This is a genomic window from Acinetobacter gerneri DSM 14967 = CIP 107464 = MTCC 9824, from assembly GCF_000368565.1.
GTDB lineage: Bacteria > Pseudomonadota > Gammaproteobacteria > Pseudomonadales > Moraxellaceae > Acinetobacter > Acinetobacter gerneri.
Map to the genome: position 1 here is coordinate 347,226 of NZ_KB849544.1, position 20,682 is coordinate 367,907.

Below are 20,682 nucleotides of genomic sequence, written 5' to 3' on the forward strand. Positions count from 1 at the left end.
ATCCTAAAAGACGCCTCACGGGGCGTTTTTTATTTCAGACTTTGATTCGCAGCAGAAACAAATCATAAAATATGATTCATGCGAACAATTAAACATTCAATGTGTCAAAAACATCGAAAATACGCTATAAATACAGACATCCCTATAAAAAATAAAACATCCTATGCAAAAATGGATAAGAACGTGCATCGAAAGACTATTTTTCTATACACCACATATTTCCCAAGCGAAGCTCACAGAAACATTTGAAAATAAAACTATTTTAATTACAGGTGCTACGTTTGGCATTGGTGAAGCCTGTGTACGAAAACTCGCCCAAATTCCATGTCAGTTGATCTTAGTTGCACGTACTGAAGAAAAACTTATTTCACTTAAAAATGAACTTGAATCGCCACATTGTAAAATTCACTATATCGTTGCTGATTTATATGATATTTCTAGTAGTGAGTTGATTTATCAGCAGGTGCAACAACTTCAGTTAAAAATAGACTGCCTCATCCACAATGCAGGAAAATCCATCCAACGTTCGATCTGGAAAAGCATAGATCGTCCTCAAGATATTGACCGTACCATTCATATTAACTATCTCAATCCGGCACATTTAACACGTTTATTTTTAAATGACTTAAAAACAACTTCAAATCAACAGCATCAAAGTCAGATTTTGGTTGTATCTACAATTAATGCCAAATTATTTGCTCCACCATTGTGGGCAAATTATCAAGCATCCAAAAGCGCTTTTGCAGAATGGATCAAGGCGATTCAGCCTGAACTTAAAATCCACAATATCAATGCTGCGCTCATCTATCTTCCCTTAGTACGAACGCGAATGATCCTCCCTACAGCGCAGTACGCCTCAATGCCAGCCATGCTTCCAACCAAAGCTGCTGATGCCATTTTAGCTTGTGCAGCCCACAATAAGCGTCAGTGGCAACCTTGGTGGCTCAGCATCGCACAATTGTGCTGTATCGTATTTGCTACACCAATCCAGTTTTTTTATCGCAACCTACTGAAACGGAATATGTGAAATGTACTGGATAAAATGGTTTTTTAGTCTGATATACAGCGTTTGCAAACATGGCATCAATCTATATACGATTCTGGACTCACATCACAGGATTTCTGCGCATAAAGTCGTTTTAATTATTGATGATCAGGAAATTGATTGTGAAACTCTGAAATATATGAGTGATCAATATATTGCGCATTGGTACAGAGAACCCATACCAAACAAAATCGGATTGATGCTTGAAAATAGTCTCCATAGCATTGCTGCACTTTTTGCATTAAGTCGCTTAGGTAAAGAACTGGTTATTTTAAATCCCAATTTGGTAGAAGATAAACTCAAGGTAATCATTGAGCAGCAAAAGCTTTTTATTTTTTGTAGTGCCGAATATGCCCAAAAAGTGGAAGCATTGCTTGAAAATATCAAAACAAAGGATGCTGAACAATTTACAATCATAGATCAGCAATTTAACGTCAAAAATCATGATAACAATAATCTAAAACCCAGCTTTTTTAATCTCATCAGTGTCTGCTCATCTGGCTCGACAGGTATCCCCAAAATCGCAACTCGACAAAGTAAACCTTGGCAGGCGATCGCATTATTGGACTTATTACTTATAAAACTTAAATTTTTTAAGATCAAACAAATATTTATCATGACGCCCATCTGTCATGCAGCAGGGTTAACTGCCAGTATTTTGGCTTTAAGCTTTGCCAAAACCGTGATCTTACAAAGTCGTTTTGATGCAAAAAAAGCGATCAAAATGATTAAAAAATATCAAGTAGATAGTTTAAATCTAGTACCAACTATATTGTTTAGACTCTTAGAACAGCAACAAGATCTAAGTCCAGTCCGCATGATTATCACGGGTAGTGCACCTTTAAATACTACGTTGTATCACAAAACCGTAGCGAAATATCCGACAGTTCAAATCTTCAATCTTTATGGCAGCAGCGAAACAGGGATCAATATCTACGCCAATGCAACTGACTTAGCAGAGCATCCAGAAAGTATCGGTAAAGCGATCAAAGGAGTACAGATTCAGATCCGTGATGAAAATCAGCGTATCCTTAATGATCATCAAATCGGTCTACTTTGGTCAAAATGTGCATGGTCAGTTCGACCAAATCAATGGATGCAATGTGGTGATCTCGCTTATCGTGACGAGCAAGGTTATTTTTATCTCAAAGGTCGGCAAGATGATATGTTGATTTGTGGTGGCGTCAATGTCTACCCTATCGATTTGGAAAATATTTTATTAAAACACCCCAATATCAAAGCAGCACAAGCTTTTGCAATCCATGATGAGCAGATGGGACAATGTTTGGCGAGCCAAATCATTTTAAAGAATCATCAAGTAAATAATGTCGAATTTTTACAAGAAATTCAAACATGGTTGGAAACACAAACGCCTCGTTATTTACGCCCTAAATACATCAATATCGTGACGGAAATTGCAACGGATAGTATAGGCAAACCCATAATTACAGCAAATAAATACGACCTAAGCTCAAATAATCGCTAAACTGGTATACTTCAATAAAAATGGTGTGCATAGACAAGATCATGTCTGATTCAAAATTTCCAAAAATGCTTGATTATGAACAACTCAAGCAACAATTTGCCGAACTCGATCAGCAAGATCAGTTAACATCATCAGCTCAAAGACCTGCTGATTCAAATGATGAAATTGTCGATTTTTCTAGTGAAAAATTACAGTATGAACAAGACCGTGCTTTATCATTTGATCAAAATAAAACTGAATATCAAAGACCACTACTAACAGGCTCTCGTTTGCGCTCTTATGCTTTTGCAGTACTCACCCGCAAAGAGTACTCAAAAGTTGATTTAATCGAAAAGCTGAGCTTATATGCGCAAAATCGCGAAGAAGTTCTCACGTTGGTCGATGAGCTTGCCCAAGAAAATTATCAAAGTGATCAACGTGTCGCAGAAATGACTTTACGTTCGCAAATGCGTAAAGGAAAAGGACCAAATCGCATCAAATTGGCTTTACGATCTAAGCACCTTGATAAAACCCTTGTTCAAGAAGACATGCGTGAGATCGATTGGTATGAGCAAGCCTATCAACTCAAAGTTAAAAAATATGGAACTGATGTTGCCAAAGAGCCAAAATTAAAAGCAAAACAAATTCGGTTTTTACAATATCGTGGTTTTGAAATGGATGCGATTATGAAAGCAATTTCACGTAAAATAGATGATGATTGAGATATAAATTTGAGATTAAAAAATGAGAAATACAATAAATTATCATTAGAAATATATGGTGGCAACCCCACTAGCAAAACCTCGGCACATCGTAGTTCTGTTACCGTTGCTACCTTCCGGTCCTGGCGGGGTTCACAGAGTACAATTGCGAAGCCACCAGCGGGGCTACCATTGCAGGAACAGAGTATAGAGATTTTTTAATTTCTTGCAAGTCAGTTTTTGTTCATATAACAAGTTATTCATTCGATTGACTATTTACTCATCAAATATTGCTTAAAAAAACGTTTTTCACGAGTAATTTAAGCAAATATGGAGAGATCAACAGAAAAATGCTTAAGATTGTAAAAGTATCTTGCATTTAAATGCAGAGCCGTTTTAAATGACTTATTAATTTGATTATGTCATTGATCTAGCACTCAAGCTTAGATCATAAATCTAAGTTTTAATGGATTTAATTATGCTCGCTAAGCATGCACTTTTTTTAATGACCTTTTTAGGTTCTGCTACAGCCTTCGCAATTCCTATTGAAAATAGAGGTTTAAGCCAAGCAGATGGCTCAGGCTCATATAATACTGCAAATCAATCGAGTTCAAGCTCTGGTGCGAGCAATATCGGTGCAACCGTACCCAATGCTGTTGCAGGCAATATGAACTGGAATTTATATCAAAAAAACCAAGAATTAGAAGCTCAAATTCGAGATCTACGTGGCAAACTTGAAGAACAAGACAATACCATTGATCAGCTGAGCAAGGATCTGCAAAATCGTTATACTGACATTGATAAACGTATAGAATTGCTCAACCAAAAAATTGATCCACCTGAAGAACAAAGTGATGAAAATGGCGAAGGTGATCATCAACAAGCTGCTCCAAGCAATTCAAATTCAGTAGCAGCTCCTGCTACAAAAAACACCACAGCTCAGCCAACGACAGCAAATAACCAAGCTTCAAACAATAATGTAGCTGTCAAAAACAACGTCAATACCAGTGACTCTAAAGAGCTTGAGAAAGCGGCTTATACTGTTGCCTTAGATGCATATAAAAAAGGTGGTGCAAAACAAGCGATTGCTCCAATGCAAAACTTTATTAAAAGTTATCCAAATAGCGTCTACACAGGTAATGCACACTTTTGGTTAGCTGAGTTTAACTTGGCGATCGACCCGCCAAATTATAATGAAGCCAAAAAGAACTACGAAATCGTTGCTGCAAAATTCCCAGATTCAGCAAAAGCCCCACGCGCTTTATATCAGTTGTATAGCATTTCAAAGGATGTAAATAAAAATATGGCCTCTGCAAATGTATATAAAACAAAACTTTTAAATACATATCCAAAATCTGAAGAAGCTGGATATTTCAAAAAATCTTAAGTTAAATGATAGCCATAAAAAAAGACATCATCTGATGTCTTTTTTTATATTTGCATTTTAGCTGCTTAGATTTTTTTAAAAATAAATCTTTAGCGGATAATACCACGCTGTGATTGTTCTAAAGAGTCAATCAGCAACTGAACCTCATCAATCTCAGGAAGAATTTCAGCTTTGATCTTATCTAAAGCTTGCTGAGTCGTTAAACCTGTCTTATAGATCAATTTAAACGCTTGTCTCAGCCCTTGGATGACCTCTTTAGACCAGCCTTTACGACGCATACCTTCAACGTTCATACCAAATGCATGCGCAGGATTACCAGAAACCATGACATAAGCCGGTACATCTTTTAAAATAAGTGATGCACCACCGATCATGCTGAATGAGTCAATCTTGCAGAACTGGTGAATACCTGAGTTTCCACCAACGACAACATAACTTCCCACATGCACGTGCCCTGCCACACCTACATTATTGGCAAAAATATTGTAGTCACCAACAACACAGTCATGAGCGATATGCGTATTAACCATCAATAGGTTATAACTACCCAATTTGGTAATACCTTGATCTTGAATCGTGCCACGATGTAAGCTGCAATGCTCACGAATCGCGTTATGATCCCCAATTTCAAGCCAAGTGATTTCGCCATTAAATTTGAGATCTTGGCATACCTCACCAACACTAGCGAACTGAAAAATTTCATTATGTTCACCAATGCGAGTATACCCTCCAACCACAACATGTGAATGGAGTTTCGTACCAGTTCCAATAGTCACTTCTGGCCCGATTATACAATACGGACCAATTTCTACATCTGGAGCAATCACTGCAGATGAGTCAATAATAGCTGTAGGATGAATTAGGTCTTTATTGCTCATGCCTGCTCTAGTTTCTGATGAGATATGATAATTTCAGCAGTAGTCGCTACAATACCATCTACACTTGCTGTACAACTGTATTTGTAGATACCACGCTTTTGCATAACAAGCTCCGATTTTAACACAAGTTGATCGCCTGCAACGACTTGTTTTTTAAATCGGATTTTTTCTGCACCAGCAAAAAGAAATAACGAATCTGCTGTCGGTTTCACATTATTCATGATAAAACCCAATACACCAGAGATTTGCGCCATTGCTTCGATGATCAATACACCCGGCATAATAGGATAATTCGGGAAATGACCTTGCAAAAATTCTTCATTGATTGATACGTTTTTGTACCCAACAATCCCACTTTCTGTAACTTCAGTGACACGATCTACCAATAAAAATGGGTAGCGATGTGGCAAGTACTCACGAATTGTTTGTACGTGCATAGGAAGTTCAGGAACCGCAAAAGGTAGAGATTTAGACTCAGTCATAATTATTTACGCAATTTCAAAGTTGATTCAATGGACTCTATTTGAGCCTGTATATGATCAAGGCGTTTCATGATTTTGGTCAATGGCACATCTGCTAATTGTCTAAAGCGAACAACCGCCCGTTTCCATTGAGAATTTTCCATTAAACCTGTACCAGAAGAATAAGTACCAGGCTCTAAAATATTTTTTGTGACCATTGACATTCCAGTAAATGTCACATTATCAGTTATGGTTAGGTGCCCTACGACACCACAAGCCCCAGCAAGGATACAATTTTTGCCAATTGTAGTGCTTCCAGCAATACCACTTTTAGCAGCGATCGCTGTATTTTCACCGATACGAACGTTATGTGCGATTTGCACAAGGTTATCAATAATGACGCCATTTTCTAAAATAGTGTCATCAATTGCACCACGATCTATACTACAATTTGAACCAATTCGAACATCATTACCGATTTGAACTGAGCCCAATTGAGCGATTCGATTCCATTTTCCTTGATAAGGTGCAAATCCAAAACCTTCGCTGCCGATAACAGTATTGGCATGGATACGAACACGGTCACCAATCTTTGCCATTCCTGTGATGGTCACATGAGAATCGATAAAACATGCTTTACCAATCTTCACCCCATCATCAATCTTGGCTTGTGACTGGATAATCGTATCATCTCCAATCACACAATCTGCGCCGATCACAACATAATGACCAATATAAGCACTCTCAGAAATAACCGCAGAAGGATCAATCTGTGCCGTTTTTTCAACCCCTTGTTTCGTAAACTTAGGCTCAAAAACATGGGTCAAAATTGCAAAAGCTAAATATGGATTATCTACAATGATAAAGTTTTGATGTGCAGGCAAATGCTCTTTGAGGCTTTGATTGATAATCAATGCGCCAGCCGTAGAAAGCACCGCTGTATCTAAATATTTATCACCATTTACAAACGAAATTTGATTTGCTTTTGCTTGAGCTAGACTCGCCAATCCCACAATCTGAAAATCAGCTTGCCCGATCAATTCACCATTGACGATTTTTGCCAATTCTTCAAGACGATATTGATGTATATTCATCGTTTATTTTAGCGCGTTAACCTTTTGAATCATTTTATCAGTTAAATCATTCTTTGGGTCATATGCCATTGCTGCATTTTTATTCAAAATATAGTCTAAACCGTTCTCTTGGCGCAATTGTTCAGCAGCTTGCTTCAATTTTGCCTCAAAAGTACGGTTCATGGTCTGCAAAGAATTCTGCATTTTTGACTGAACGCCTTGCTGAATTGATTGATACTCAGTCACTTTTGCTTGGTATTGAGTTGAGAGTTGCTGAATATTTGCAGCATTGGCGTTCGCACCTTGGGCTTGAGCTTTTTGACGTAGAGCCTCAATATCTTTACCCAATTGCTCAAGCTTAGTGGTTTGTGGTTTTACCGACTGCTGAAGACTGGCGTCTTGCTGTTTTAAATAGGTGCTGTTTTGGATCACTTTTTCGAGATCAATCACAGCAATACCTGCCGCATGTCCTAAACCACTAAACCCTATCCCCAAAGCTAAAATTGAAGCTGCTATTTTATTCATTTTTCACTCCGATATTTTCACATCTGTTTATGCTGTACTGATTATAATAAAGGACTATTTATTTTAGACAAACAAATAGCCCTTATCAGCAATACAACAAATCATGTCGTAAATCAAATTGATCGCAAATCTTTAGAATGTACGACCGATCTCAAATTGAATCTCTTTCGTTTCATCGCCTGGTTTATCATTCAATGGGAATGCATAACTTAGTGATAATGGACCAATCATCGTGATCCAAGTAAAGCCTACGCCCACACTATAACGGAAGTTGCTAGCATCAAAGTTAAAGTTATCTTTACAATACTGTTTTGCATTTATAGGTGCTTGATCTTTACCATTGATATATAAATCAGTACTACTACTATTACATTGAGTATCGAAAACTTGACCACCTTCAGCAAAAATCACAGGGCGTACTTGTCGTGCCCAGTCACCTTTAAATGGAACTGGTAAAGCAAGCTCAGTACCAAAAGTAACCATTGCATTACCACCTACTCGCTCAGGATCCGTATCTTGCTGTTTTGAGTTATTAATATTTAAACTTGGATAATATGGCCCTAGTGTACTGTTGTCATAACCACGTACCGAACCATAACCACCAGCAAAGTAGTTTTTCCAGAATGGTAAATCATTACCATAACCTAACTTACCATAACCGCGAAGTACAAAGTCTTTACCAAGAGGAAGAAATGCTTGAGTATCATAAGTAATCTTTTGATAATCAGCATCACCACCAGCAACCTCAAGGTTCACACGATGCGACATACCTGAAGTTGGAAAAATAGGACGATTTAAAGTGTTATATGACCAACCTAGGTTTAAAGCAAAAGTAAAATACTCTCCAGTCCAACGCTCTGACTCAGCAATATAGTTATACTGATCTGGATTATCACACGTACCATCAGCATTTGGTTTCTGAGTCTCTGTAAGGCCAGAGCCTGTTTTTGGATAGCAGATAGGCTCATCAATAATGGTTTTTTTTCCACCATTGGCTTTTAAATAATCTGCAACATAAGTTGAAACATAAGGTCCTGTCGTTACTTTGGTATTATCTAGAGTCAGACCTGCACTAATGTTTTGGTTTTCATCAATTGGATAACCAAATGTCAAACCACCACCAAAACTATCTGTTACATAGTTATTTACGTTATAGTCAGAACTAAGCTTGGTTTTACGATAGTAGGCATTATAACCACGGCTAATACCATCGATGGTAAAATACGGGTCTGTCACACTTAAGTTATAATAATCTTGGGTTTCTGAACGAGAGAAATCCATCGCAACACGGTTACCCGTACCAAAGAAGTTGGTTTGGCTCAAACCTGCTTGGAATGTAATACCACCATTTTGCGAATAACCAACAGCCAAAGTACTCGTACCTGAATGCTGCTCTTCTACATTGACATTTAAGTCCATTTGGTCAGGTGCACCCGGCACACGAACGGGTTTAACATCAACTGTTTTAAAGAAGCCTGTACGTTCTAGACGAATTTTTGATAAATCAATTTTTTCGTTACTCGCCAATGCGCCTTCCATTTGACGCATTTCACGACGTAAAACTTCATCAGCAGTTTTGGTATTACCAGTGAAATTGATACGACGTACAGTGACTTGTTGACCTGGATTAATATAATAATTTAGATCAACAATATGTGTTTCGTTATTGATTTCAGGTACAACGTTGACATCAGCAAAGTAGTAACCTGCATTACCATATTTACGAAGCAAAAGTTGTTTTACAGCATTCACTTGAGCTTGAGAATAAGTCGCGCCATCTTTATAGATCTGTAAAGCTTTTAATTCTTCAGGCTTATATAAAGCATCACCTAAGAATTTTGATTGACCAAACTTAAATTGATCACCTTCTTTTACAGATACTTCGATAAATAAGTTTTTCTTATCTTCACTAATATCTAAGCTTGAGTTATTAATCTCAAAGTTGATATAACCTTTGTTGAGATATAACGCACGTAAAGCTTCCATACTTGCAGACATTTTTTCGCGTGCATAACGGTCATTACGCGTTACGATAGATGCCCAACCACTTTCTTTAATTGCAAAGGCCTGTTTGATGTCATCGTCATCAAATACAGTATTACCAATCACATTAATATTGAAAACTTTAGCAGCTTTACCTTCTTTGAAATTGATATCCAAATCAACACGGTTGTTTGGACGAGCAACCGTAGTCACTTTAATTTCAGCATCATAGCGACCTTGCTGAGCATATTGCTGAACAAGTTCATTTTCCAAAGTCTGAATTGCTGATTTTTTCAGCACCTCACCTTCAGCAATTCCCATTTTCTTCAAGCCATCTGTCAAAGCTTCTTTAGGAATGAGTTTATTGCCTTTAAAGTTGATTTTAGAAATGATTGGTCTTTCTACAACTTTGATCAATAAAGTGCCGTTATCTTTAGAAACTTGAATGTCATCAAACATATTTGATGCATACAATGCTCGAATCGCATCAGCAACCTGAGAGTCAGAAACTGTATCACCGCTATTAATCGGAACCATCGTCAACACGTTACTCGGCGACAGACGAACTAACCCCTCGATTTTAATATCTTTTACGACAAATTGATCTGCCGCATATACTTGCTGTGCAGTGACCATAGCACTGACCAGTGCCAAGGGCATAAATAAATGTGATTGCTGCATGCCTAAAGTTTTCCAGTAAGTTAATTTTCCATCTGACGTTATAAACGCATAAAATCATTGAATAGTGCCAGGAGCATCATGCTTCCAAGCAGTACCATACCAATTTTCAGACCAACTATTTGTATTTGTTCAGAAACAGGTTTACCGCGTATTGCTTCAATAAAATAATAAACAAGATGACCACCATCAAGCATCGGAATTGGTAAAAGATTTAAAATACCAAGACTTACACTCATCAGCGCCATAAATGAAATAAAGGTTTGCCACCCCATTTCAGCACTTTGTCCTGCAACTTTTGCAATGGTGATCGGGCCTGATAAATTGTCTAGACCAATCAAGCCGCGCACCATTTTAACCATTGAATTTAAAATCATTCCAGAAATTTGTGCAGTTTTTTCTGTAGCAACAACAAAAGCCTGTGCAGGATTATACTGAATGGTTTGTTTATATTCTGCAGGAATCGTGATTTTACTTGTATGCGCTTCCACACCAAGCAAGCCTTTGACATTGCCCATGCTGTCACGCTTACCTTGTGGCATCACTTGTAAATGTACGATTTGACCTTGACGCAACACATCAATTGCAAGAAGTTTTTCAGGAGATTTCTGAACAACTTCAACCACATCAAACCAATCTTTTACAGGCTTACCCTCGATCGCGACAACCTTGTCACCCTCTTTCATTCCTTGTCGAATTGCTGCACCATCTTTACTTAACTTGTACACAACGGCAGGAATTTGAGGCTGATAAGGTAAAAAACCCAAAGCATCTAAAGTAGATTGACTTTGGTCTTTTAAGAAATCTTGGATTGGCAATTGAAATGTCTTTTCTTGACCATTTCGATCAGCAACAACCTGAATTTGACCCGTTTCGCCAATGCGATCAACCAGCGCATAGTTTAACTTTTCCCAAGTCGATGTCGGTGTCCCATCAATGGATAACACTTTGTCACCAGCTTGCATATCCACCATAGCCGCTGGTGTATTTGGCAAGACTTTACCTACACGAGTATTGAGTTGTTCTTGTGCTGGCAAAAATAAAATCCAGAACAATAACACCGCAAAGATTAAGTTGATCAAAGGACCAGCAGCAACGATCGCAATTCGTTTCCACGGAGATTGGCGGTTGAATGCAAAAGGTAAATCTTCAGGTTTTACATCACCTTCGCGTTCATCCAACATTTTGACATATCCACCGAGTGGAATTGCCGAAAGTTGATATTGAACACCTGATTTTTTTGACACCCATTTTATCAATGTTGGGCCAAAACCAATTGAATACACCAAAACTTTTACCCCAAGTTTTCGTGCGACCCAAAAGTGACCAAACTCATGTATTGCAATGAGTGGACCCAATAAAAGTATGGCTGCAACAATGATAAAAAGAACATTCATAATCAGCTTACCAACTGGTGAATACGTGAAGATGCGGCTTGACGTGCAAGTTTGTCGGTTTCTAAGATTGTATCAATCGAATCCGCTACACCATTGTGAACGTGATTTAAAGTATGTTCAACCACTTGTGCAATATGTAAAAAGCCAATTTTTTGCTCTAAAAATGCCGCAACAGCAACTTCATTCGCCGCATTTAAAATCGATGGGGCTAAACCACCTGCACGCATTGCTTGACGAGCCAATTTTAAGGCAGGAAAACGCGTGGTATCAGGTTGAGTAAAATTGAGTGTCGCTACATCAAAGAGATCCAATGCAGGAACATGTGTTTGGATACGCTCAGGCCACGCCAAGGCGTGTGCAATCGGCGTACACATATCAGGATTTCCCATTTGAGCCAAAGTTGAACCATCTACATATTGAACCATAGAATGAATGATACTTTGTGGATGAACGACAACTGTAACAAAATGTTCGGAAATTGAAAACAAATGACACGCTTCGATCAATTCCAAACCTTTATTCATCAAAGTTGCTGAATCAACGGATATTTTTTGACCCATTGACCAATTTGGATGCTTGACTGCTTGCGCGGGTGTAACATTTTCGAGTTGTTCTAAGGTGTGATTGAGAAATGGACCACCTGAGGCAGTCAGTAATACTTTTTCAACCCCGAGTTTAGGTTGTCCATTTCGTTCAATTTGTAAATAATTTTGCGGTAGACATTGAAATATTGCGTTATGTTCTGAATCAACAGGTAACAATAAGGCTTGATGATCTTTAGCAGCCTGTATCATCAAATCACCAGACATCACCAAAGCTTCTTTATTTGCAAGTAAAACACGTTTACCTGATTTTACTGCTGCTAAGGTAGGTAATAATCCTGCTGCACCAACAATCGCAGCCATGACCACATCAACTTCAGGATGTTCGGCAACACTAACCAAACCATCCTCACCTGTTAAAATCTCAATATGATCGAGCTGAAGCTTCGCTAAATACTGTTGCAATTCCTGTACTTTATTTTCAGGAACTACAACCACTCTCGGTCGAAATTGTTTGCATATTTCACTTAATTCTTGAATACGACTCTGTGCCGTCACCGCAAAAACTGAGTATTTTTCAGGGTGCTGCTCTAAAATTTTCAAGGTACTTTGACCAATTGAACCTGTAGCACCCAATATACAAACAGATTGTGTCATCTATAAATCTACACCGATTAAATTTAAAATATACATTGCCGCAGCAAAAAATGGTGCTGCTGCAAGTAGGGAGTCTATTCGATCTAATACACCACCATGTCCCGGTAACACACGACCAGAATCTTTCACACCGGCACGACGCTTAATCATTGATTCAAGCAAATCGCCAAGTACGGATGCGAACACAGTAATAATAGAAAGAATAAGGAAAAGAATATGCTGTGCAAGGGTTAAAGAGTTCAGATATACAGATTGAACAGTAACAATCACAATAATTACTGTGACTAAACCACCCAATAAACCTTCGATTGATTTGTTAGGACTCACATCAGGTGCGAGTTTGCGTTTACCTAACTTACGCCCCACAAAATATGCACCACTGTCTGCACCCCAAACCAGCAAGAACAAATACATCAACCACCAAGGCGATGATGAGTTCCAAACCGAATAAATCGCAGTAACAGCCGCACTAATCAAAACCAAACCAATCACATTGAGCGATGGATTGTACCAACCATCATATTCTGGAAAGTTCTTAACCCAAAAAAAGCTAAAAACCCAAGTCAGAATTGAAGCGCTCCATAGCAAAATTGCGAGGTCACTAAAATATAATGCTAAACCAGACACTACAGCTGTCAAAAGTCCAAAGCATCCTGCATAAAAAACATTGACTCGATCAGTATTGCTCGGCATGAGTTTAAACCACTCATAACCCGCTGCCCCTGCAGCGATAATCATCAACACTAACATTGGATAATGTGATTTAGTCGCGAACATACAGCTCAAGACCACTGCAACCAAGACCAATGCGGTAATAATCCGCTCTAACATTATGTATTCTCTATTTCTCTTGTTGAATTTGCTCTGAAGTTTTACCGAAACGTCTTTCACGCCCATTGAACACATCAATCGCATGTTCTAATTCTTCAACGGTAAATTCAGGCCACAAAGTCTGGGTGAAGTATAGCTCTGCATAAGCAGATTGCCATAATAAAAAATTAGATAGACGATAATCCCCCCCAGTGCGAATCAACAGATCCACAGGAGCCAAATCACCTAAACTAATATTTTGCCCAAACATATCGGAATCGATCTGATTCACATCAAGCTTGTGCTCTTTAACCATCATTGCAAGACGCTTAGCGGTATCTGCGATATCCCACATTCCACCATAGCTGACTGCGATTGTTAAAGTCATGTTACGAAACTTAGCAGTCCTTTGTTCGGCATGCAACATTAAATCTTGAAGTTCTGGGGAAAGGCGACTTCGATCACCAATAAAACGTAAAGAAATTTCAAATTTTTCCATACGTGGAATCTGTTCATTGATCGTGTCTTTTAATAAAGACATTAACAAATCAACCTCATATTGAGGTCTATTCCAGTTTTCACTCGAAAATGCAAAGACAGTGAGCGCTTCTATACCCACTTCACGACAATATTCTACGATAGGATCTAGGACATTTTTCCCTTCACGGTGTCCCTGTCCTTTTTCCAGTTGTTTCTTTTTAGCAAAACGATTGTTGCCATCCATAATGATGGCAACATGTTTTGGAAGATGATGCTCTTCTGAATTGGTCATTGAAACTTAGACCTTCATCAATTCAGCTTCTTTCGCAGCAAGACGTTTATCGACTTCAGCAACATATTTATCAGTGATTTTTTGAATATCATCACCTGCACGGCGTTCATCATCTTCTGAAATTTCTTTATCTTTCAACAATGATTTGATATCGCCTAAAACATCACGACGGATATTACGAATCGCAATTTTTGCATTTTCAGCTTCATTACGCGCAACTTTTTGCATGTCACGACGAGTTTCTTCTGTCAAAGCTGGTAATGGCACACGAATCGCATCAGCAGAAATTGGGTTTAAACCCAAATCACTTTCACGAATCGCTTTATCAATCGCAGAAACCATTGTACGTTCAAATGGTTGTACGATCAGCGTACGTGAATCTTCAACACCCACGTTAGCAACTTGGTTTAATGGAACATCTGAACCATAGTAAGGAACCATAACCCCATTTAAAATCGATGGATGCGCACGGCCCGTACGAACTTTAGCAAAACCTTGTTCAAGTGAATCAAGGGTTTTTTGCATGCGATCTTCGCTGTCTTTTTTAAGATCGTTAATCATATGATCTTCCTTACTTATTTCGTCAAAGGTCTAAAACTTAAAATGGCAGTAGTATAATGAGCTTTGATGCTCACGTACATCAATTTGTAACGTGAGTACCTTCTTTTTCACCCATTACCACTGAAAGCAATGCGCCAGATTTGTTCATATCAAATACTTGAAGTGGCACATTGTGGTCACGACATAAGCAGATCGCTGTCAAATCCATAACACCCAACTTCTCATCCAACACTTGGTCAAATGTCAAATGATCATATTTTACTGCATCGTCATATTTGCTTGGGTCTTTATTGTAAACACCGTCAACTTTAGTTGCTTTTAAGATTAAGCTCGCTTCGATCTCGATACCACGTAAACATGCTGCTGTATCAGTCGTAAAGAACGGGTTACCCGTACCTGCAACAAATACGCACACTTCACCTTGAGTAAGATGACGAATCGCATCACGACTAGAATAAGACTCAACCACTGTACCAATCGGAAGTGCTGACATTAAACGAGTTTTGATATTGCGACGTACCAAAGCATCACGCATAGCCAAGCCATTCATTACTGTCGCAAGCATACCCATTTGGTCACCTGTTACACGACCAACCAAACCATCTTTTTGCAACTGGCTACCACGATATAAGTTACCGCCACCAACAACGATACCGACTTGCACACCGAGCCCAACCAAATGTGCAATAGACAATGACATTTGATCAAGTACTTGCGCGTCAATACCCATATCTTTATTTCCAGCAAGGGCCTCGCCAGAAAGTTTTAATAAGATACGCGAATAACGCGGATTTTTTGAATCTGACATACCGTAATCTCCAAAACTTAGCTTTATCTTAATTTATATAAATTTGTGAATAAAATGACCAATCTTTAGGCTGACTTGATACTGATCAATTTTGCAAATAAATCATATTCATCTGCATCAGTAATTTCGACTTCTAACAAGTCACCTTGCTTAATTTGGCTCTTATCAATATCTTCAACAAATACGTTGCCATCAATTTCAGGTGCATCTGCATAAGAACGAGCGACTGCAACAGGATATTCGTCTTCTAAACCGTCAACCAGAACCGTCATGGTTTGACCAATACGTTTTTGCAATTTAGCTGAAGAAATTTCTTGTTGAACCTGCATGAAACGTTCATAACGCTCTTGCTTAATGTCTTCTGGCACATGATCTGGCAAATCGTTAGCCGTAGCACCTTCAACTGGTGAATAGGTAAAGCAACCTACACGATCAAGCTGAGCTTCTTTCAACCAATCGAGTAACATTTGGAAGTCTTCTTCAGTTTCACCAGGGAAACCCACCACAAATGTTGAACGAATCACCAAATCAGGACATTTTTCACGCCATAATTTCAAACGTTCCAAGGTATTTTCACTATGCGCTGGACGCTTCATGAGTTTTAAAATACGAGGACTCGCATGTTGGAATGGAATATCCAAATAAGGCAAAATCTTACCTTGAGCCATGAGATCAATCACAGCATCCACGTGCGGATAAGGATAAACATAATGTAAACGCACCCAAATGCCTAACTGACCGAGTGCTTCACACATATCAAAGAATTTAGTTTTGACAGGTTGACCATTCCAAAAATCAAGCTTGTATTTGGTATCTAGACCATAAGCTGAGGTATCTTGGGAAATGACCAAAACTTCTTTTACACCCGCCTTTTTAAGTGCTTGGGCTTCACTCAATACTGAACCAACTGGACGAGAAACCAAGTCACCACGCATGCTTGGAATAATGCAGAAAGTACAACGATGGTTACACCCTTCCGATATTTTCAAGTAAGCATAATGTTTTGGTGTAAGACGAACGCCTTGTTCAGGAACCAAATCAATAAAAGGATTGTGCTTAGGTGGTGCTGGTACATATTCATGTACAGCTTCCATCACATCTTGATAAGCTGCTGCGCCTGTTACTTTCAACACATTTGGGTGCATTTCACGAATTTTAGCTTCGTCTTTACCCATACAACCTGTCACAATCACACGGCCATTTGAGCTCATGGCTTCGCCAATCGCATCTAACGACTCTTGTACTGCAGATTCAATAAAACCACAGGTATTTACAACAACTAAATCTGCACCATCATAATCCGATGCGACTTGATAACCTTCAGTTTTTAACTGAGTTAAAATTCTCTCAGAATCTACCAATGCCTTAGGACAACCTAAAGATACAAAACCGACTTTGGGGGACTTCATGAATCTGCGCTCCACTAGAATCCGCGTATTGTATGTCTTTTCTAACGATAAAAATAGGTAAAAACTGCACTCTTTGCATAATGCACCAAAATACGACCAGTTTTTTAACAAAATAATAAAATGCACCATTTTGATGCATAACATATTTGCAGTATGATTCAATTAAAATCTCAAGATGGATTTCTGGAACAAGATATTCTCTATTTTGATTTTTTGAGCGATTTAACAACTTGAGTTTGTTTTATTTGAACCTGATTGGGTCATAAATAGAGGGATAAACAAAATCTACTTTATTGACTTCAAATCAAATGTGCGAAATTTAATCATTTGTATGCTCACTGCTTTAAATAATTTCACATGCACTATTTTCTGTGGCGACACTGCACAGTTTTGGCACAACAGATAGTTCATTTAAGCAGCACGCATAAAATACGCTCCAGACTTGAATTTATTTTGCACTGATTTTGTATAAGAACAGGATAAAAGCCTTAAAAATGTAAAGTTGGCGTGCATTTTGCATAATCTTCATCGCGTAAATCGGCAACTTGGATAACAAAACCCGATTCAAACTCGGATTAACCATATAGATGCAGCTGAAATTGCGCTATTTTAATACAGGAATAACTGGCAAATGGATCAATACCCGACGATTGATTATCGATTACTAGTGGACAACATGACCACAGCGATTCTCCTTGTCGATAAAGATTTAAATATTTTTTATCTCAATTCATCTTCGGAAGCGCTATTTGATATCAGTCTGCTTCGTGCTTCTGGTCAACCTGTAATCAGCATATTACATGCACCTAATGATAGCTTTAATACTTTAGAAGCTTTAGAAAATGCACTCAATAAAGGTCAAGCCTACACGCGACGTGAAGCGATTATCAATGTCAACTTTAAAGACATTCATGTTGACTATACCGTTTCGCAGCTAAATACAGGCAAATCTTATCACCCACTCTTATTGATCGAACTAAATCCAATTGATCGCATGTTGAAGATTGCCAAAGAAGAAAACTCTATTCAACAGCATCAAGTCGCACGTCAACTCATTCGTGGCGTGGCGCATGAAATTAAAAATCCTTTGGGCGGTATCCGTGGTGCAACTCAATTATTGGCGCGTAGTCTAAACGACCCTCAATATAGCGAGTTTACCGACATTATTATTAGTGAAGTTGACCGCTTGCGTACCCTTGCAGATACCATGCTCGGTTCTAGACAATTGCCAAGTTATGAATTGATCAATGTGCATGAGCCTTTGGAACGTGTACGTGCACTTATTGTCAACCAAACCAAAAAGAAAATTAAGATTACGCGTGACTACGATCTGTCTTTGCCCGATGTCAAAGCTGATCGAGATCAAATGATCCAAGTCATTTTAAACATTAGTGTCAATGCTATTCAGGCGATGACTGAAAATAAAGAATTTTTTATAGAACATCAACCTGAATTGATTTTACGTACCCGCATTGCACGTCTAGTGACGATTAATGGCGTATTAAATCGTTCAGTGGTTCGTATCGATATAGAAGACAATGGACCGGGAGTCCCTGAAGAAATTTTAGAATCAGTTTTCTATCCTTTGGTGACTGGCCGCGCCAAAGGCACAGGGCTCGGTCTGAGCATTGCACAAAATATTATGCATCAACATAACGGAATGATTGAATGCCAATCAGTTCCTGGAAAAACAGTATTTAGCTTATATTTACCTTGGGAGTCTAACCATGTCGCGAAATAAAATATGGGTAATCGATGATGACCGCGCCATGCGCTGGGTGCTTGAAAAAACATTTAAAGAAGAAGGTTTTGATGTCACCAGCTTTGAAGAAGCTCAATCTGCTTTAAACCAACTCAGCAACGATGCTCCTGATGTAATTCTTACAGACATCCGTATGCCGGGCATAGATGGTTTGACATTTTTAGGCAAAGTAAAAAACAGTTTTCCAGACTTACCTGTCATCATTATGACAGCGCATTCTGATTTAGAGTCTGCTGTATCAAGTTATCAAACTGGGGCTTTTGAATATTTACCTAAGCCTTTTGACATCGATGAAGCGCTGGCGCTGGTCAATCGCGCCATTATGCATGTCAACAAATTGCAGCAACAAGAATCAGCTAAAAGTGTTGCTCCGATCCAATCTACCGAAATCATTGGTGAATCTCCTGCGATGCAAGAGGTCTTTCGTGCGATTGGTCGTTTGTCACAATCGCATATTACAGTACTAATCAATGGTGAATCAGGTACAGGTAAAGAGTTGGTCGCACATGCCCTGCATCGCCACTCACCACGTGGTAGCAAGCCTTTTATCGCTTTAAACATGGCAGCCATTCCAAAAGATCTGATTGAAACTGAACTTTTTGGACACGAAAAAGGTGCCTTCACTGGTGCAAATACACAGCGTCAAGGTCGTTTTGAACAAGCCAATGGCGGCACATTATTTTTAGATGAAATTGGCGATATGCCATTTGAAACTCAAACACGTTTACTGCGTGTTTTAGCGGATGGCGAGTTCTATCGAGTGGGTGGTCATATTCCAGTACGTGTTGATGTGCGTATTGTGGCGGCAACACACCAAGATTTAGAAAAATTGGTACATGATGGACGTTTCCGTGAAGATTTATATCACCGTCTCAATGTGATTCGTATTCACATTCCAAAACTTGCGCATCGTAGTGAAGATATTCCGATGCTTGCACAACACTTTTTAGCACGTGCAGGTAAAGAACTTGGCGTAAGTCCAAAAATATTACGTCCAGAAACTCAAGAATATATGCAAAAATTGCCATGGCCGGGTAATGTTCGACAACTCGAAAATACCTGCCGATGGCTGACTGTGATGATTACAGGTCGTGAAGTGTATCCAGAAGACCTCCCTTCTGAGTTGAAACAAATCCCTATTCAACAGGATGCAGCAGCAGAAAATGTAAATAATAGTGGTTTTGATCGTATATCACTGCATCATTGGGATGAGTTACTTGGACAATGGGCGATCCAAAAACTCAAAAATGGTGAAATGAAAATTTTGGACATTGCTACGCCGATGTTTGAAAAAACGCTGATTAATGCTGCATTGCAACAAACTCGTGGGCGCAAACGCCATGCTGCAGAACTACTGGGCTGGGGTCGTAATACTTTGACTCGTAAACTCAAAGAGTTGGGCATGGATACAGTCGATGACGAGGATGAGGAAGAAAGCAAAACAACGACTATCGAGTCTTAAATTTTATAAAAATCAGCCATATCAATAAAAATCTATTGGTATGGCTTTTTATCATCAAGCAAAAATTTTAAATCACCAATATCCCGAACAAAAATATGCGCTTGCAAAATGCGCAAATGATCGTTAAAAACAATCAGATTAACAATAGGGTCTGTTGACATTTCAAATTGGTTGCGACGATGAGTATTTTTTAGATGGTATGAGGCGTAGATTGAGAAATTTAGTCATCTAAATGACCAAGCTACAACGAAATAGCATCAAAAAATACTCTCGTCCCACAGGGTTGTAGCTAAAATTATCTCAGGC

The 20,682-nt window shown here is 38.7% G+C and carries 18 protein-coding genes and 1 other RNA gene; 6 read left to right on the top strand and 13 right to left on the bottom strand.

What is annotated here, in order from left to right; all coding sequences use genetic code 11:
• The first annotated feature begins 163 nt into the window (after positions 1-163).
• The 3 genes from F960_RS12920 to F960_RS12930 all read left to right on the top strand — a co-directional run bounded on the left by F960_RS12920 (position 164) and on the right by F960_RS12930 (position 3,232).
• Positions 164-1,027: an SDR family NAD(P)-dependent oxidoreductase gene (locus tag F960_RS12920; protein WP_004865826.1), complete on the top strand. Its 864-nt coding sequence runs from the start codon at positions 164-166 to the stop codon at positions 1,025-1,027.
• A gap of 157 nt (positions 1,028-1,184) precedes the next feature.
• Positions 1,185-2,531, top strand: coding sequence for a class I adenylate-forming enzyme family protein (locus F960_RS12925; protein ID WP_020846732.1), 1,347 nt, complete (start codon positions 1,185-1,187; stop codon positions 2,529-2,531).
• A 41-nt stretch (positions 2,532-2,572) separates the two neighbouring features.
• Entirely contained in the window at positions 2,573-3,232 is a 660-nt protein-coding gene (locus F960_RS12930) for a regulatory protein RecX (RefSeq protein ID WP_004865830.1), read from the top strand.
• A gap of 65 nt (positions 3,233-3,297) precedes the next feature.
• Here F960_RS12930 and ffs read toward each other — a convergent pair.
• An RNA gene (gene ffs, locus F960_RS21895) (signal recognition particle sRNA small type) lies at positions 3,298-3,394 on the bottom strand.
• A 292-nt stretch (positions 3,395-3,686) separates the two neighbouring features.
• Here ffs and F960_RS12935 point away from each other — a divergent pair.
• Complete coding sequence (locus tag F960_RS12935; RefSeq protein WP_035373313.1) at positions 3,687-4,598, top strand: YbgF trimerization domain-containing protein; 912 nt, start codon at positions 3,687-3,689, stop codon at positions 4,596-4,598.
• An 89-nt stretch (positions 4,599-4,687) separates the two neighbouring features.
• On the opposite strand, the gene lpxA is transcribed toward F960_RS12935, so the two are convergent.
• The 12 genes from lpxA to rimO form a co-directional block, all read right to left on the bottom strand.
• Positions 4,688-5,476, bottom strand: coding sequence for an acyl-ACP--UDP-N-acetylglucosamine O-acyltransferase (lpxA, locus tag F960_RS12940; protein WP_004865832.1), 789 nt, complete (start codon positions 5,474-5,476; stop codon positions 4,688-4,690).
• The gene (gene fabZ / locus F960_RS12945; RefSeq protein ID WP_004865833.1) at positions 5,473-5,958 is read right to left on the bottom strand and encodes a 3-hydroxyacyl-ACP dehydratase FabZ; all 486 of its coding nucleotides are present in this window, start codon (positions 5,956-5,958) and stop codon (positions 5,473-5,475) included. The genes lpxA and fabZ overlap by 4 nt, the downstream gene beginning before the upstream one ends.
• A gap of 2 nt (positions 5,959-5,960) precedes the next feature.
• Positions 5,961-7,031 carry a UDP-3-O-(3-hydroxymyristoyl)glucosamine N-acyltransferase gene (lpxD, locus tag F960_RS12950; RefSeq protein ID WP_004865834.1) on the bottom strand — a complete coding sequence of 357 codons (1,071 nt, stop codon included), beginning with the start codon at positions 7,029-7,031 and terminating at the stop codon, positions 5,961-5,963.
• Between the two features lie 3 nt (positions 7,032-7,034).
• A complete protein-coding gene (locus tag F960_RS12955) occupies positions 7,035-7,535 on the bottom strand; it encodes an OmpH/Skp family outer membrane protein (protein WP_004865835.1) in 501 nt (166 codons plus the stop codon).
• 132 nt (positions 7,536-7,667) lie between these two features.
• Positions 7,668-10,199: an outer membrane protein assembly factor BamA gene (bamA, locus tag F960_RS12960; RefSeq protein WP_004865837.1), complete on the bottom strand. Its 2,532-nt coding sequence runs from the start codon at positions 10,197-10,199 to the stop codon at positions 7,668-7,670.
• A gap of 38 nt (positions 10,200-10,237) precedes the next feature.
• Positions 10,238-11,593: an RIP metalloprotease RseP gene (rseP, locus tag F960_RS12965; RefSeq protein WP_004865847.1), complete on the bottom strand. Its 1,356-nt coding sequence runs from the start codon at positions 11,591-11,593 to the stop codon at positions 10,238-10,240.
• A 2-nt stretch (positions 11,594-11,595) separates the two neighbouring features.
• Complete coding sequence (gene ispC / locus F960_RS12970) at positions 11,596-12,792, bottom strand: 1-deoxy-D-xylulose-5-phosphate reductoisomerase (protein ID WP_004865849.1); 1,197 nt, start codon at positions 12,790-12,792, stop codon at positions 11,596-11,598.
• Complete coding sequence (locus F960_RS12975; protein WP_004865851.1) at positions 12,793-13,623, bottom strand: phosphatidate cytidylyltransferase; 831 nt, start codon at positions 13,621-13,623, stop codon at positions 12,793-12,795.
• A 10-nt stretch (positions 13,624-13,633) separates the two neighbouring features.
• On the bottom strand, positions 13,634-14,374 hold the full coding sequence (gene uppS, locus F960_RS12980; protein ID WP_004865853.1) for a polyprenyl diphosphate synthase: 741 nt from the start codon (positions 14,372-14,374) through the stop codon (positions 13,634-13,636).
• A 6-nt stretch (positions 14,375-14,380) separates the two neighbouring features.
• Positions 14,381-14,935 carry a ribosome recycling factor gene (gene frr / locus F960_RS12985; protein ID WP_004865854.1) on the bottom strand — a complete coding sequence of 185 codons (555 nt, stop codon included), beginning with the start codon at positions 14,933-14,935 and terminating at the stop codon, positions 14,381-14,383.
• A gap of 79 nt (positions 14,936-15,014) precedes the next feature.
• A complete protein-coding gene (pyrH, locus tag F960_RS12990) occupies positions 15,015-15,743 on the bottom strand; it encodes a UMP kinase (RefSeq protein WP_004865860.1) in 729 nt (242 codons plus the stop codon).
• Positions 15,744-15,808: 65 nt separating this feature from the next.
• Positions 15,809-17,152, bottom strand: a complete 1,344-nt coding sequence (rimO, locus tag F960_RS12995) for a 30S ribosomal protein S12 methylthiotransferase RimO (RefSeq protein WP_004865871.1) — start codon at positions 17,150-17,152, stop codon at positions 15,809-15,811.
• A gap of 631 nt (positions 17,153-17,783) precedes the next feature.
• Between rimO and glnL the strand changes: the two genes are divergently transcribed.
• Entirely contained in the window at positions 17,784-18,893 is a 1,110-nt protein-coding gene (glnL, locus tag F960_RS13000) for a nitrogen regulation protein NR(II) (RefSeq protein WP_004865873.1), read from the top strand.
• Positions 18,880-20,376 carry a nitrogen regulation protein NR(I) gene (glnG, locus tag F960_RS13005; RefSeq protein ID WP_004865875.1) on the top strand — a complete coding sequence of 499 codons (1,497 nt, stop codon included), beginning with the start codon at positions 18,880-18,882 and terminating at the stop codon, positions 20,374-20,376. Before glnL ends, glnG begins: the two co-directional genes overlap by 14 nt.
• The last annotated feature ends 306 nt before the right edge of the window (positions 20,377-20,682 follow it).